This window comes from Mycobacterium sp. NTMscope_MAC_12 (assembly GCF_976985675.1).
Map to the genome: position 1 here is coordinate 2,023,535 of NZ_CDRJYY010000001.1, position 15,733 is coordinate 2,039,267.

The following is a 15,733-nucleotide window of genomic DNA, read 5'->3' on the forward strand; positions in this document are numbered from 1 at the left end:
TTCGACGAAAACCACTGTTGCAGAACGCAATCCTCGCTAGCACCTTATTTTCGGTTGCGTAAACGTCTACGGCAGACACGGCCACCACTCGGTCGCCTTACGCCCGCCACTCTATGTGTCGGCCCTGACTACGCTACCGACTTAATAAGCCTGACAACAGGATTGAAACCCACGACGCTCTGATCATGCACATCGTCGAGTCCTTCCGGGCCATGCCTTAGAGCGCCCGGCCAGCAATAGCGAGTGCACCGATCTGTTCGGCTCATGCAAAAGCGAACTTTGGAGGACTGGTGAGTATCAATACGTTCGACGACTCTGGCAGCCGATCGCTCATCCTGCATGGCCGCCGTCTCCGAGTTCCATTTGCACCTGACGGTGTGCGCGCAACGGACAAGCCGCTCGGCCGTCGCTGTGAGGAGGCGAAATGACTACATACCCGATCGACGACGTCATGCAGCGCTCGCCCGCGGCCGAATCTCCGCCCGCGATCGGCACCGTTCCTGTCACTCCTGTTGCCGTGATCGGCATGGCGTGCCGCCTACCCGGAGCTATCGACTCGCCGGAGCAGTTGTGGGCGGCGTTGTTGCGCGGCGACGACCTGGTTACCGAAATCCCGCCCGACCGTTGGGATGCCGATGAGTACTACGATCCCGAGCCGGGTGTGCCGGGCCGGTCGGTATCGCGGTGGGGCGCATTCATCGACGACGTCGCCGGCTTCGATCCCGAGTTCTTCGGGATCAACGAGCGGGAGGCGACCGCGATGGATCCGCAACACCGGCTGCTTTTGGAGACCTCATGGGAGGCCATGGAACACGCCGGTCTTACGCGGGAGCGAATCGCCGACTCGCTGACCGGTGTGTTCATGGGATTGACGCATGGCGACTACCAATTGCTGGCCGCCGACGCCCACTCCGTGGAGGGCGCGTACGGCTTTTCCGGCAGCAACTTCAGCCTGGCGTCCGGGCGCATCGCCTACGCGCTGGGGGTCCACGGCCCCGCATTGACTGTGGACACCGCGTGTTCGTCCGGCCTGACGGCGATACACCTGGCCTGCCGCAGCCTGCACGAGGGCGAAAGCGACCTCGCCCTGGCGGGTGGCGCCACGCTGGCGTTGGACCCGCGGAAGTTCGCCGCGGGGTCAGCCGAGGGCATGCTGTCGCCGACCGGACGCTGCCACGCGTTTGACGTCGCGGCCGACGGGTTCGTGGGCGGCGAGGGCAGCGTGATGCTGCTACTCAAGCGGTTGTCCGACGCGCTACGAGACGGTGATCGGATCCTTGCCGTGGTGCGCGGGACGGCCGCAAATCAGGACGGTCATACGGTGAACATCGCCACCCCGTCGAAGACCGCGCAGACCGCGGTGTATCAGGCGGCTTTGGCCGCCGCCGGTGTGGACGCCGGCACGGTTGGCATGGTCGAGGCGCACGGGCCCGGCACCCCGGTGGGTGACCCGATCGAATACGCCAGCCTGGCCACCGTTTACGGCGTCGAGGGCCCCTGCGCGCTGGCGTCGGTGAAGACCAACTTCGGCCATGCGCAGGCGGCCTCCGGAGCGCTCGGGATGATGAAGGCGATCCTCGCGCTGCAGCATGGTGTGGTTCCCCGGAATCTGCACTTCACCCGGTTACCCGATGACCTAGCCAAAATCGATACGAAACTCTTTGTGCCGCAGGAGACTACACCCTGGGTCACCAACGGGCACCACCCACGAAGGGCGGCGGTGTCGTCGTATGGCCTGTCGGGAACCAACGTGCACGCCATCGTCGAACAAGCACCCGAACAGGCTGTGAAAACCGGTGTATCCCAGGCCGAATCGTCGACGACGGAACCGCTGATATTCCCGCTGTCGTCCACCTCGGCCGATGAACTGCGCCACACCGCCGGCCGGCTCGCCGACTGGGTGCGAGCACATGACGATCTGGCGTTGCCCGACCTGGCCTACACCCTGGCGCGCCGCCGCGCGCACCGCCCGGTACGCACCGCGGTCATCGCGGATAGCCGCGCCGGGCTCGTCGTGGCTCTGCGCGAGGTTGCCGACGGCGATGCTCCGTATCCGGCCGCGGTCGGACAGGACGACCGCGGGCCGGTTTGGGTGTTCTCCGGGCAGGGTTCGCAATGGGCGGCGATGGGTGCAGACCTGCTGGCGACCGAACCGGTGTTTGCCGCCACCGTCGCGCAAGCCGAGCCACTGATCGCCCGGGAGTCGGGATTCTCGGTGACCGAGGCGATTTCGGCGCCGCGGGTCGTGACGGGTCAAGACCGGGTCCAGCCGACGCTGTTCACCATGCAGGTCGCGCTGGCCGCGACGATGAAGGCATACGGAGTGTGCCCGGGCGCGGTGATCGGGCACTCCCTCGGCGAGGCCGCGGCAGCTGTCGTCGCGGGTGCGATATCGCTGGAAGACGGGGTGCGGGTGATCTGCCGCCGCTCGCGGCTGATGTCCCGCGTTGCCGGTTCCGGAGCCACGGCATCGGTGGAATTGCCCGCGCAGCAAGTGCTTTCGGAACTGACGGCACGCGGTATCAACGACGTGGTGGTGGCGGTGGTGGCCTCGCCGCAGTCCACGGTGATTGCCGGCGCCGCGCCAACGGTTCGCGACCTGGTCGCGGCCTGGGAGCAGCGTGATGTGATGGCGCGCGAGGTCCCCACCGATGTCGCCTTCCATTCGCCCCAGGTCGATCCGATCATGGGCGAGCTGACCGACGTACTCGCAGAGATCAGCCCGATGACGCCGGAAGTTCCCTACTACTCGGCGACATTGTTCGACCCGCGCGAGCAGCCAATCTGCGACGCCCGCTACTGGGCGAACAATATGCGCCGGATGGTGCGATTCGCCACGGCCGTGCAGGCGGCTTTGGAGGACGGCTACCGGGTCTTCGCCGAGCTGGCGCCACACCCCCTGCTGGTCCGCGCCCTCGAGCAGACCGCCCGCAGTCGCGAGATGCCGATCGCCGCACTGGCCGGTATGCGTCGCGAACAAGCGCTTCCGCACGGGCTGCTGGGCTTTGTGGCGGATCTGCACGGGGCGGGCGCCGCGGTCGATTTCTCCGTGCTCTATTCGACCGGGCGGCTCGTCGACGCGCCGCTGCCGACCTGGACGCACCGCCGGCTGTGGTTGAGCGGCGACGGTCAGGACTCCCCACCACATGGTGGTTGCACCGTTTCGGTACATCCACTGCTGGGCTCGCACGTGCACCTGCAGGAGGAGCCCGAGCGCCACTTGTGGCAGGCCGAGGTCGGCACCGCCGCCCAGCCCTGGCTCGCCGACCACCAGATCCGCAATGTGGTCGTGCTTCCGGGGGCCGCCTACTGCGAGATGGCGTTAGCCGCCGCGCGTACCGTGCTGGGCGAGACGGTCGAGGTTCGTGACATCCGCTTCGAGCAGGCGCTCCTGCTCGATGAGCAGACCACGATCGGCGCCTCGGCGTCGTTGTCCTCCCCGGGCGTCGTCGAATTCACCGTCGAGTCGAATCAGGGCGGCGAACACACGCGGCATGCTGCCGCAGTCCTCCGGGCCGCAGCGGATGAGCAGCCGCCCGCGTATGACGTGCCCGCGCTGCTCGCCGAGCATGGAAGTTGCGATGACGGCGCCGAGGTACGCAGGCGCATGGACCAACGCGGAGTTCAGTACGGTCCCGCGTTCGCCGGTCTGGGAGACGTCCACACCGGCGAGGAGGCGACCGGCACCGTCCTGGCCGAGGTGGCGCTACCCCGCCAAATCCGCTCGCAACAAGCGGCTTACGGCGTGCACCCCGCACTGCTGGACGCCTGTTTCCAGTCCGTTGAAGCTCATCCGGACGTCCAGGCCCTGGGCGAAGGTGCGCTGGGGTTGGTGTTGGGTATCCGTCGACTCCGCTCCTACAGCGCTGCCCGCAACGCTCACTACTGCTACACCCGCGTGACCAAAGCCGATACCTCCGGCGTCGAGGCCGACATCGACGTGCTCGACGAGCACGGGGCAGTCCTGGTAACCGTGCGGGGGCTGCGAGTGGGCGCCAGCGCGTCCGAGAGCGGCAATAAGGATCGCGTTATGGCCGAGCGGCTGCTGACCATCGAATGGCGGCAACGAGAATTGCCCGAGCCGGACCACACCGACGCCGGAAGCTGGCTGCTGATCAGCACTACCACCACCGCGGATGTGGGGGCCAGCACGTTAGCCGACGCCCTGAAAAACCATGGGGTGCACTGCACCACGATGTCGTGGCCGCAGCAGATCGACCACATCTCAAATGCGGAGCAGCTCGGAAATCATTTGCGCGCCGATGGATTCACCGGTGTGGTGATTCTCACCGGGCCGAAAAACGGCGACGCTGACGACCAGGGTGCGCTTCTGGGCCGGGACTACGTGCAACATCTGGTGCGCATCGCCCGTGAGTTGGCGGACCTTCCTGGCGAACCGCCGCGCTTGTATGTCGTGACCCGCAACGCCCAAACCGTGGTGTCCAACGACGAGCCCAACCTCGGGCAGGCCGGGCTGCGCGGCCTGGTCCGCGTGATCGGCATGGAACACCCGCATCTGGGCGCCAGCCAGATCGATGTGGACGAATCCACCGATGCCGAGCAACTGGCCCAGCAACTGCTCTGCGGGTCGGAGGAGGACGAGACCGCCTGGCGCAACGGCGCGTGGTACCACGCGCGATTGTGCCCTGCTCCACTGCTCCCCGAGGAGCGACAAACCGCCGTCGCCAACCACGAGTGCGACCGGATGCGGCTGCAGATCCGCACCCCCGGCGATCTGGAGTCACTCGAACTCGTTGCCTGCGACCGCGTTCCACCGGGACCGGGACAGATCGAGGTCGCGGTCAGCGCGTCCAGCATCAACTTCGCCGACGTTCTCGTCGCGTTCGGCCGTTACCCCGCTTTCGAGGGTCGGCTACCGCAGCTGGGCACCGACTTCGCCGGCGTGGTGACCGCGGTCGGACCGGACGTGACCGGCCACAAGGTGGGTGATCACGTCGGGGGCCTGAGCGCCGACGGTTGCTGGGGTACCTTCCTCACCTGCGACGCGCGCCTGGCTGTCACGCTGCCGGCCGGCCTGGCCGATGACCAGGCGGCGGCGGTGACGACCGCGCACGCCACCGCCTATTACGGGCTGCACGAGTTGGCCCGAATCGGGTCCGGTGACCGGGTGCTGATCCACTCCGCGACCGGCGGGGTCGGACAGGCGGCAATCGCCATCGCCCGGGCCGCGGGTGCCGAGATCTTCGCCACCGCCGGCACTGAGCAACGTCGACAATTACTGCGCGACATGGGCATTGAGCACGTCTACGACTCGCGAAGCGTAGAGTTCGCCGACCTGATACGCCGTGACACCGACGGCTATGGCGTGGACATCGTGCTCAACTCGCTCATCGGCGCCGCCCAGCGCGCGGGCATCGAATTGCTGGCATTCGGTGGACGATTCGTCGAGATCGGCAAACGCGACATCTACGGCGACACCCGATTGGGGCTCTTCCCGTTCCGGCGCAACCTGACGTTCTACGCCCTTGACCTGGCGTTGATGTCATTCAGCCACCCGGACCGGCTGCGAGACTTGCTGAACACGGTGTGCCGGCTCACCGCGGACGGCTCGTTGCCGATGCCGCAAAGCACGCACTACCCGCTTGCCGACGCCGCCACCGCGATTCGGGCGATGAGCGGCGCCCAGCACACCGGCAAGCTCGTGCTCGATGTCCCGCACACCGGCCGCAGCCGCGTCGTGGTGCCGCCGGAGCGGGTCGGGGTCTTCCGCCGCGATGGCGCCTACATCATCACCGGCGGGCTTGGCGGCCTGGGGCTGTTCTTGGCCGAGAAGATGGCTTCGCCTGGTTCGGGGGCCGGCTGCGGGCGTATCGTGCTGTCCTCGCGCTCGCAACCAACTCCCCAGGCGTGGGAGACGATCGAGCGCATCCGCGCGATCGGTGCCGACGTCGCGGTGGAGTGCGGCGACATAGTCGAGGCCGGCACGGCTGAGCGTTTGGTGGCCACGGCGACCGCCACCGGGCTTCCGGTGCGCGGCGTACTGCATCTGGCGGCGGTGATCGAGGATGCCACGCTGACCAACATCACCGACGAGCTCATCGAGCGTGACTGGGCGCCAAAGGTTTACGGTGCATGGAATTTGCACACCGCGACCGCTTCGCAGCCATTGGACTGGTTCTGCTCGTTCTCCTCGGCCGCCGCGCTGGTGGGGTCGCCCGGGCAGGGTGCCTACGCCGCGGCCAACAGCTGGCTGGACGCCTTCACCCGCTGGCGCCGGGCTCGGGGTCTGCCGGCCACCGCGATCGCGTGGGGTGCCTGGGCGCAGATAGGGCGCGGCACCGCCTTGGCCGAAGGCGCCGCCGCCATAGCTCCCGACGAAGGCGCTTATGCGTTGGAAGCGCTGCTGCGCCACGACCGCGCGTGCACGGGCTATGCCCCGATAACGGGCACACCGTGGTTGACCGCTTTCGCCCAGCGCAGTCCCTTCGCCGAAGCGTTCCGCTCCAACGGGCAAAGCGCAACGGGCACAAGCAAACTGCGTGCCGAGCTCGAGGAGCTGGCCTTGGACGAGTGGCCTACCCGGCTGCGGCGCCTGATTTCCGACCAGGTCAGCCTGATCCTGCGTCGCAACATCGACCCCGACCGTCCGCTGTCCGAGTACGGCCTCGACTCGCTGGGCGGCCTCGAACTACTTACCCGCATCCAGAACGAAACGGGCATCCGCGTGACGCCCGCCGACATCGCCGCCATTGGCACCATTCGCGGTCTGGCGGAACTGCTGTGCGAAAAGCTGGCGCCCGCGGACGCGGCGTGAGGCTGAAAGGGTTTGAATCATGGCTACTGATCACACGATCACAGGAAAGTCCGCTCGGAGCGGACTCGAGAACGTCGACTTCTTCACCGACAAGTCGGTCGTCGACGACCCGTACGACTACTACGACGCGATCCGTCGTTGCCCGGTATGGCGTGAGCCGGCGCACGGCGTGGTGATGGTGTCGGGATACGACGAGGCCCTCGCGGTGCAGCGCGACGCCGAGAAGACCTTCTCGGTATGCAATATCGTCAGCGGACCATGGTCGGGGATTCCGACCAAAACCGACAGCGACGACATCTCGGATGTGATCGAGCGGCACCGCAAGAGGGTTACGTTCGGCGACTACTTCATTACGTTCGATCCACCGAAGCACACCGCGCACCGGTCGCTGTTGAGCCGGTTGTTCACGCCGAAGCAGCTCAAGAACAACGAGGACTTCCTGTGGCGTCTTGCCGACGAACAACTCAACCGCTTCGTCGCGAAGGGCAAGTGCGAGATCGTCTTCGACTACAACTTCCCGTTCACGCTCGACGCGATCACCGACCTGCTGGACGTACCCGAGGCCGACCGCGAGCGATTCCGCAGCGCTGCGCGAGCCAGCAGACTCGAAGGCGATCGCAGCGGTTTTGTTGGCGTGAAAGAGGAGTGGTTCGTCGAGTACGTCGAGGAACGGCGACGCAATCCGCGCGACGACATCCTCACCGAGCTTGCGCTGGCAAAGTTTCCCGACGGCACGACACCCGACGCGATAGACGTCGCCCGCGTTGCCACCTTCATGTACGCCGCCGGCCACGGCACGACGATCGACCTGCTGAGTCTGTCGATGCTCACGCTGGCGGAGCGACCGGACTTGCAAGAGCAGCTGCGCGAAGACAATTCAAAGATTCCCGCCTTTATCGAGGAGATGCTGCGCTTCGAAAGTCCGATCAAATCGAATTTCCGCCTGGCGCGGCGCACCACCAGGATCGGCGACCTCGATGTGCAAGCCGGCACCAGCGTACTGGTGATGAACGGTGCGGCAAACCGCGATCCACGGCGGTTCGACGATCCTGACGAATTCCGCCTCGACCGCCCCAACATATTGCATCACATGGCGTTCGGCCGTGGTGTTCACACGTGCCCGGGCGCCCCCATTGCGCGCGCCGAAGTGCGCGTGAGCCTGGAACGAATCCTGGCCCGGACGCGCGACATTCGGCTTTCAGAGGCCGAGCACGGTCCCCCCGGCGCTCGTCGGCTCAATTGGGACCGCACCCTGTTGTTCAGGCGCCTCAAGGAATTGCACCTCGAGTTCACTCCAGTTCAGGAGGTGTCCAATTGGCCACGCCATCGTTGACCCGATTCGCTGTCGGGGTTTGCGGCCTGGCATTGTCGTTGACCGCCGGGGCCGGCCTCGCGACCGCCGATCGGGACCTGACTCCTTTCGTCAACACCACTTGCAATTACGGGCAGGTGATCTCGGCGCTGCAGGCGGCGGACCCGCAAGCCGCCGCGCAATTCAACTCTTCGCCGGAGAGCGTCTCCTTCTTGCGTCAGTTCCTCGCCTCGCCGCCGAGTCAACGCCAGCAGATGGCCCAGATGCTGGCCGGCCAGCCAGGCGCTGACCAGCAGTTTGACCTCGTCCAGCGCGTCTTCAGCACCTGCAACAACTACTGAGCGGACCGGCGCCCAACCGTCGACCACCGAAAACCTTTTGGAGTGCTTCGTGGCCACACTCATCGAACGTTTCCCGCTCATCAGTACGCTGCGAGACGCTGTTTTCCTCTCTGCAATCGTCAGCGAGATCGAAAGGCTGACACCAATAATGCGCCGCATCCGGTTCAGCGCCCCGCGGCTGCAGGGACTGACCTGGACGCCGGGTCAGCATGTCCGGCTGCAGGTCGCGAGTCTGCGTGATTCCGTTCTGCGGCTGCGCCCCTACCCGGTGCTACGCGCGTATTCCATCTACAACGTCGACCCCGACCTCGGCGCGCTCGACATCGTGATGGTCGACCACGACGGTCACCCGAAGGGCGCGACACCCGCCAGACGCTGGGCGACGGCCACCTCCGTCGGAGACCACGCCGAGTTCACCCGGCCCCAGGGCAAATTCGTCATCCGCCGCGACGCGCCCTACCACGTTTTCTCCGGCGAAGAAACCGCGTCGGTCGCGTTCGCCGCGATGCTTCGATCTCTGCACCCAACCGCCGAGGTTTACGGCGTGATCGAGGCCGCGACCGACACCGACCACCTTCCCCTGGCCGCCCCCCTGACCCGGGTCGAGCGCGGTGACGCCCCAGCCGCGAACTCTGCCGTGCTCGCCGACGCCCTACGTAGCCTCCCGCTGCCCGCCTATCCCGGTGTCGCCTACCTCGCCGGCGAGGCGCGCACCGTCCAGACCTTGCGCAAAATCCTGACCACCGAACGTGGTTGGGACCGACGCCAAATACGCACCAAACCCTTTTGGACCCCCGGCCGAGCCGGGATGGAGTGATCATGGTTGAAACGTCAATTTCGAACCTGCTGTGTGAACGCGCCAGCTTGCAGCCCAACGACACGGCGTTCACCTTCATTGATTACGAGCAGGACTGGAACGGGATTGCCGAAAGCCTGACGTGGTCTCAGCTGCATCGGCGAACGATGAATGTTGCACGGGGACTTCAGCATTACGGGTCGACGGGCGACCGTGCTGTGATAATGGCCCCGCAGGGGCTGGATTACATCGTGGCTTTCCTCGGCGCATTGCACGCGGGACAGGTCGCGGTTCCGCTTGCGCTTCCGCTGGGGGGCGTCAGCGATGAGCGCGTCGGTTCGGTGCTGCGCGACGCGTCGCCGACTGTCATTCTCACAACGTCCTCAGCCGCGGAAACCGTTGCCGGATACGTCAAGTCGCAATCCGGCGGACCCGTTCCATCCGTCGTTCAGGTCGACCGGCTGGGCCTGGACGCCCGGACAGGGTCCGGCGCCGGGGGCTCTGATCACCTAGGGCTGGCGTATTTGCAGTACACGTCCGGATCGACCCGTCAACCCGCCGGGGTGATGGTCTCGCATAGGAACTTGCTGGCAAATTTCGGGCAGGTCATGTCCGACTTCTGCGCGGAGTACGGAGGCGTCGCCCCACCAGACACGACCATTGTCTCGTGGCTGCCGTTTTATCACGACATGGGTTTGATACTGGGAGTGTGCGCACCGGTTTTGGGCGGAATTCGCGCTGTGCTGACGAGTCCGGTGTCGTTCCTGCAGCGACCAGCCCGGTGGATGCAATCGCTTGCCACGGAACGTCACGCATTTTCGGCGGCGCCGAACTTCGCTTTCGAATTGGCGGCACGCAAAACATCGGGCGAGGATATGGCCGGACTGGATCTGGGCGATGTGCTGGTCATCCTCAGCGGCAGCGAACGTGTGCATCCTGCGACGTTGCGGCGGTTCACCGAGCGGTTCGCGCGCTTCAATTTGCCCGACAAAGCGGTACGGCCGGCCTATGGACTCGCAGAGGCGACGGTGTACGCGTTGACCCGCACGCCGGCGCAGCCGCCGAAAATGGTGCACTTCGATTCCGAGAAGCTGGCCACCGGCACCGCGGCGCGCTGCGAACGCGCAACCGGGACAACGCTGATCAGCTACGGGGCGCCGCGGTCACCGATGATTCGCATCGTCGACCCCGACACCAGGATGGAGTGCCCGGAGGGAACCGTCGGCGAAATCTGGATTCACGGTGACAACGTTGCCATGGGCTACTGGCAGAAGGCCCGCGCGACTGAACGCACGTTCGGCGATCGACTGGCCGCACCGTTGGCCGGCGTACCCGAAGCGCCGTGGCTGCGAACCGGCGACTCGGGATTCTTTTTCGACGGCGAGCTGTTCATCATCGGCCGCATCAAGGATCTGTTGATCGTCTACGGGCGTAACCACTCACCCGACGACATCGAGGCGACGGTCCAGGAGATCACCCGGGGCCGGTGCGCGGCGATAGCGGTTCCGCAGGGGGGCATGGAAAAGCTTGTCGTCATCATCGAAGTCAAGAACCAGGGCGCGTCCCACGAAAAGGGGGCGGACAAGCTCACCGTCGTCGAGCGCGAAGTCACCTCGGCGGTCTCCAACTCGCACGGCATCGGCGTCGCGGATCTGGTTCTGGTGACGCCCGGTTCGATACCGATCACCACGAGTGGCAAGGTTCGGCGGGCGGCGTGCGTGGAGCAATACCGGCAAGGTCAGTTCGCCCGCCTGAACGCGTAGGCGGACGTCTCTTTATCGAGGGGATGGATGCTCGGCGGCTCCGCAGACCGTCTGGTCGGGGCGCGTAGAAATTTGGTGTGCTCCGCCCGCGCTGCCGATGTAGCTACGATTGCGTTGTTTTCTTCGTCTTTTAGCCGGCGAATTCAGTTACGTCCGTCATCCCGCAACGTTCTTCTTTGTCGCTGCATTCCACGTCTTTCCCACCGGGCGCCAGCAGAATAGGTTGCTGCCCTGACGATGCCAGAGATAGGTGTCAAGATCACCCAAGTTCGTATGGGACACAAATTTCCACACGGGAAGATTAGATGGAGTCGATTTTCTGGGCATCATCCCTCCCTTTACGAACTCAAGCCGACCAGGCGGATGCGTTGTTTAATCCGGCGCGCGGTGACTGGGTTGGCGGGGCCACCGCGCGCCGGTGGCTTAGGGGATATGGCCGAATTCGACTTAGTTTCGGTAACGTTCGGCGTTGCCGCCTGAACGGTCTACCGAGGTCGCTGGCGGTGGGGCCACGACGTCGATCGTGATCCAGCGGCCCCCGCCGACATGCGCAATTGCGTGTCATGCCGGGAGCCTACGGTCGGCTCTGGTGTCGTCGGGCAAGGTGAGAGCGAAATAGAGTAGTGGAAGCGCCGAGTTAGCGTAGTGGTTAACCCGGAAAACCGCCGCTGCGAAAGACTGGCCCCACCACTGGCCGGAGATCGGCATCGTCCATTGCAACACTGCGCGGCATTTGTAAGACGCGCGCTAAATAGAACGTGCTTTCGGTGGAGTCAATTTAATTGGGCGCTAATTCCATTCGTGCGTAATTTATCCGTCTGCTGATCCATGGCGGGCGGTGGCCGTGGGCGCAAATCTGTCGGCGCCGACCTTGGCCCACCCCGGTAGAGCCGGACCGAGGATGCCTCGCAGTTGGTCGAGAGCCCCGCGGGGGCCTTCACACGGACCACCGCGCGGTACGTTGGCGGTCATGACGTCGCTGGGGGACAAAGTCGTTTTCATCACCGGCGGTGCCCGGGGGATCGGGGCCGAGGTCGCGCGCCGGCTGTGCGCCAAGGGCGCCAAGCTCGTCCTGACCGATCTCAACGAAGCCGACCTGAAGGCGCTCGCCGCCGACCTCGGCGAAGACCGGGTGCTGACCGCGGTCGCCGACGTGCGCGACCTGTCAGCGATGCAGGCCGCCGCCGCTCGCGCCGTCGAGCGGTTCGGCGGCATCGACGTCGTGGTGGCCAACGCCGGCATCATGAGTTACGGGTCGGTGGCCCAGGTCGACCCCGACGCGTTCAAGCGGGTGCTCGACATCAACGTGCTCGGTGTCTTTCACACGGTCCGCGCCACCTTGCCCGCGGTGATCGAGCGTCGCGGCTATGTGCTGATCGTCTCCTCGCTGGCCGCGTACACGGCGGCTCCCGGGCTGGCGCCCTACAACGCCTCCAAGGCCGGCGTCGAGATGTTCGCCAATGCGCTGCGGCTGGAGGTGGCCCGCCACGGCGTGAGCGTCGGCTCGGCGCATATGTCCTGGATCGACACCGCGCTGGTCCGTGACACCCAGACCGACCTGTCCGCGTTCAACCAACTGCTGGCCAGCTTCCCGTGGCCGCTGAACAAGACGACGACCGTCGACAAATGCGCGGCCGCGTTCGTCAAGGGCATCCAGCACCGGCGCACCCGCGTGTACTGCCCGCGCTGGGTGGCCCTGTTCCGCTGGGTCAAGCCGGTGCTGTCCAGTTCGGTCGGCGAACTGCCCCTGCACAAATCCACCGCCGAGCTGTTGCCCCAACTGGACGCCCAGGTCGCCGCGCTCGGCCGCTCCACGAGCGCCTATAACCAAGGCCTCGGTAACTAGCCGGTCTGTGCCGCGCGCTGCGACGCGACGGCCGCCACCCGGTTGCGCACCAGGAACCATCCGGCGCTCAGCGCCGGGATGACCACCACCACCGTGCCGATGGTCCAGGTGCCGGTCTGTTTGTCGAAGGCCATCATGACCAGGACGGCGGCCAGGAACGCCAGTGTGAGGTAGCCCGAATACGGCGCCCACGGCATGCGAAACCGTGGTCGTTGCAACAGCCCGGCCTTGGCCAGCCGGTAGGCGCGCAGTTGACACAACACGATGGTCGCCCAGCACGCGATGATGCCCGGCGCCACGATGTTGAGCACGATCTCGAAGGCTTCGCCGGGATTGACCGCATTCAGGGCAATGCCGAACAGGCAGATGGCGGCCGCCATCGTGATGCCGACGTACGGCACACCGTTCTTGGACATCCGGGTCGCGAACCTGGGGGCGCTGCCACTCGAGGCCATCGAGTGCATGATGCGGCCGGTGGAATACAGCCCCGCATTCAGGCTCGACAGGGCTGCGGTGAGCACGACCACGTTCATCAGGTCCCCGGCGCCGTGGAAGCCGATCGTGGAAAAGAAAGTGACAAAAGGGCTTTCGGTGGCCTTGTAGGAGGTGTACGGCAGCAGCAACGCCAGCAGCGCAACCGATCCGACGTAAAAGATCGCTATGCGAACGATCACCGAATTGATCGCGCGCGGCATGACCTTTTCCGGTTCGGCGGTCTCCCCGGCGGCCGTGCCCACCAATTCGACGGCGGCATAGGCGAATACCACACCCGAGGTGGTCAGCAGCGTCGCGAGTACGCCTGAGGGAAAGAGGCCGCCGTGGTCGGCCCACACGCTCAGCCCGGTGCTGTGGCCGTCGACCCGATAGCGCCCCGCCACGAAGACGATGCCCACGACCAGGAAGGCGATGAGCGCGAAAACCTTGATCAGCGCCGCCCAGAATTCCAGCTCACCGAACCATTCCACCGAGATCAGGTTCATCGACAGCACGACGACGAGGGCCAGCAGCGCCAACACCCATTGCGGGATCGATTCGAATGTCGTCCACCGCCGCAGATAGGTGGCGATCGCGGTGGTGTCGACGATGGCGGTCATCGACCAGCCGAGGAAATACATCCAGCCGATGGCGTAGGCGGCCTTCTCGCCGAAGAATTCGCGCGCATACGACACGAACGAGCCCGACGACGGGCGATGTAGGACCAGCTCGCCCAGTGCTCGCAGGATGAAAAACACGAATATCCCGCAGACGGCGTACACCAGGAACATCCCGGGTCCCGCCTTGGCCAGCCGGCCGCCCGCGCCCAGGAACAGCCCGGAGCCGATCGCGCCGCCGATGCCGATCATCTGCACTTGCCGGGGCTTGAGCCCCTTGCGGTAACCGGCGTCTTCGCCGAAGTCCCCGACTACTTCGTGGGGGTTGCCGTCACCAGGCGACGCGGCCATGAAACGTCCAATCGGTAGGTCGCGAAGCGATGCTTCCGTAGTTGATCGGTCGCCGGCAAGTTCGCCGGCGCACCGTCAGTGTCGATGGTGGCGACCCGCTGCGCCCGGCTCCGCCGCGCTCGCGATCGCCACTAGCGCCCGTAGCCGGGGCGGCGGCGGCGCAGATAGCGCTCGAACTCGGCGGCCAGGGCGTCGCCGTCGATCTTGCCCAACGCGTCGTTCATGTCCACCTCGGCGTCGCCGCGCTGTTCCAGCGATTGCACGTATTCGGCGAGGTCCTCGTCCTCGGCGGCCATCTCGGTGACGGCCTGCTCCCATTCCTCGGCGTCCGACGGCAAGTCCGCCAGCGGAACCTCGATGTCGAGCACGTCTTCGACCCGGCGCAGCAGGGCCACCGTCGCCTTCGGGTTCGGCGGCTGGGACACGTAATGCGGCACGGCGGCCCAGAACGTCACCGCCGGGATCCCGGCGGCCACGCAGGCATCCTGAAACACCCCGGCGATGCCGGTGGGGCCCTCGTAGCGGCTTTCCTCGAGCCCGAAGCGCTTCGCGGACTCGGGGGAGTAGGCCGCGCCCGATACCGGAACCGGCCGGGTGTGCGGGGTGTCGGCCAGCAGGGCGCCCAGGATCACCACGGTGTCCACGTTGAGCTTGTCGGCGATGGCCACCAACTCGGCGCAGAAGGTGCGCCAGCGCATGTTGGGTTCGACCCCGTGCATCAGCACGACGTCGCGGTCACTGCCCGGGGGCCGGCAGTGCGAGATCCGCATCGCCGGCCACACCAGCTCGCGGGTCACCCCATCCACCTGCCGGATCACCGGCCGATTCACCTGGTAGTCGTAGTACGCCTCGTCGTCGATCTCCAAGATCGGGTCCGCTTCCCAGATGGCCTCGAGGTGTTCGAGCGCGTCGCTGGCCGCATCACCGGCGTCGTTCCAGCCCTCGAACGCGGCCACGACGACGGTCTGGTGCAGTTCGGGTAATGCGGCCTTGCCACTAGGGAGGCCAAAGGGGGGGCCGTCGGGCGGGGTCACAGAATTAGCGTACGGCCTTCCGCCCCGATCTTCGGGGCGCGGTGGCCGCGAATTGAGCCCCGCCGGGCGTTTTACCGGGAGCTTTACATAGGACGACTATTCTTATGGCGTGACTGCCGCTGACGAACACCGCTCCGACACCGACGCTGCGACGGGCATCCACAACGGCGTCGCGGCGGTCGAGGCGAAATACGTGCGGCTGCAATCTCGTTAACCTTGGTAACTACGACATTGCCGACACGATCCGCGAGCTGGGGATCGAGGGGCTCGTGGCCCCACGTGGATCGGGTCGAGCTGGGGGCGTCCAGACGTCGGGTGACGACGTAGACTTTCCACCGTCGAGAGGCGTTGCAACGGATCCGGGTACTGCCGGTTTCCGCCACGCTCGGCAGAGTCAAGGACGCCTTCCGCTACGGAAGGATTA

8 protein-coding genes are annotated in these 15,733 nt (G+C 65.9%); 6 read left to right on the forward strand and 2 right to left on the reverse strand.

Annotated elements, in window-relative coordinates; all coding sequences use genetic code 11:
- Positions 1-424 precede the first annotated feature (424 nt).
- From pks2 to AC0KS4_RS09345, 6 genes are all read left to right on the forward strand, one after another.
- Positions 425-6,775 (forward strand): sulfolipid-1 biosynthesis phthioceranic/hydroxyphthioceranic acid synthase, encoded by a 6,351-nt coding sequence (gene pks2 / locus AC0KS4_RS09320; RefSeq protein WP_275254684.1) that lies wholly within the window; start codon positions 425-427, stop codon positions 6,773-6,775.
- 19 nt (positions 6,776-6,794) lie between these two features.
- Positions 6,795-8,108: a cytochrome P450 gene (locus tag AC0KS4_RS09325; protein ID WP_238957912.1), complete on the forward strand. Its 1,314-nt coding sequence runs from the start codon at positions 6,795-6,797 to the stop codon at positions 8,106-8,108.
- Complete coding sequence (locus AC0KS4_RS09330; protein WP_238957913.1) at positions 8,090-8,428, forward strand: hemophore-related protein; 339 nt, start codon at positions 8,090-8,092, stop codon at positions 8,426-8,428. Before AC0KS4_RS09325 ends, AC0KS4_RS09330 begins: the two co-directional genes overlap by 19 nt.
- Before the next feature lie 49 nt (positions 8,429-8,477).
- Positions 8,478-9,245: a siderophore-interacting protein gene (locus AC0KS4_RS09335; protein WP_238957914.1), complete on the forward strand. Its 768-nt coding sequence runs from the start codon at positions 8,478-8,480 to the stop codon at positions 9,243-9,245.
- A 2-nt stretch (positions 9,246-9,247) separates the two neighbouring features.
- Complete coding sequence (locus AC0KS4_RS09340; protein WP_238957915.1) at positions 9,248-10,987, forward strand: AMP-binding protein; 1,740 nt, start codon at positions 9,248-9,250, stop codon at positions 10,985-10,987.
- Positions 10,988-11,957: 970 nt separating this feature from the next.
- The gene (locus AC0KS4_RS09345; RefSeq protein WP_238957916.1) at positions 11,958-12,833 is read left to right on the forward strand and encodes an SDR family oxidoreductase; all 876 of its coding nucleotides are present in this window, start codon (positions 11,958-11,960) and stop codon (positions 12,831-12,833) included.
- On the opposite strand, the gene AC0KS4_RS09350 is transcribed toward AC0KS4_RS09345, so the two are convergent.
- Together AC0KS4_RS09350 and AC0KS4_RS09355 are read right to left on the reverse strand one after the other, a co-directional pair.
- Positions 12,830-14,275 (reverse strand): amino acid permease, encoded by a 1,446-nt coding sequence (locus AC0KS4_RS09350; RefSeq protein ID WP_238957917.1) that lies wholly within the window; start codon positions 14,273-14,275, stop codon positions 12,830-12,832. The two genes, AC0KS4_RS09345 and AC0KS4_RS09350, sit on opposite strands and share 4 nt — an antisense overlap.
- Positions 14,276-14,406: 131 nt before the next feature.
- On the reverse strand, positions 14,407-15,309 hold the full coding sequence (locus AC0KS4_RS09355; protein ID WP_225326882.1) for a PAC2 family protein: 903 nt from the start codon (positions 15,307-15,309) through the stop codon (positions 14,407-14,409).
- Between the last annotated feature and the right edge of the window lie 424 nt (positions 15,310-15,733).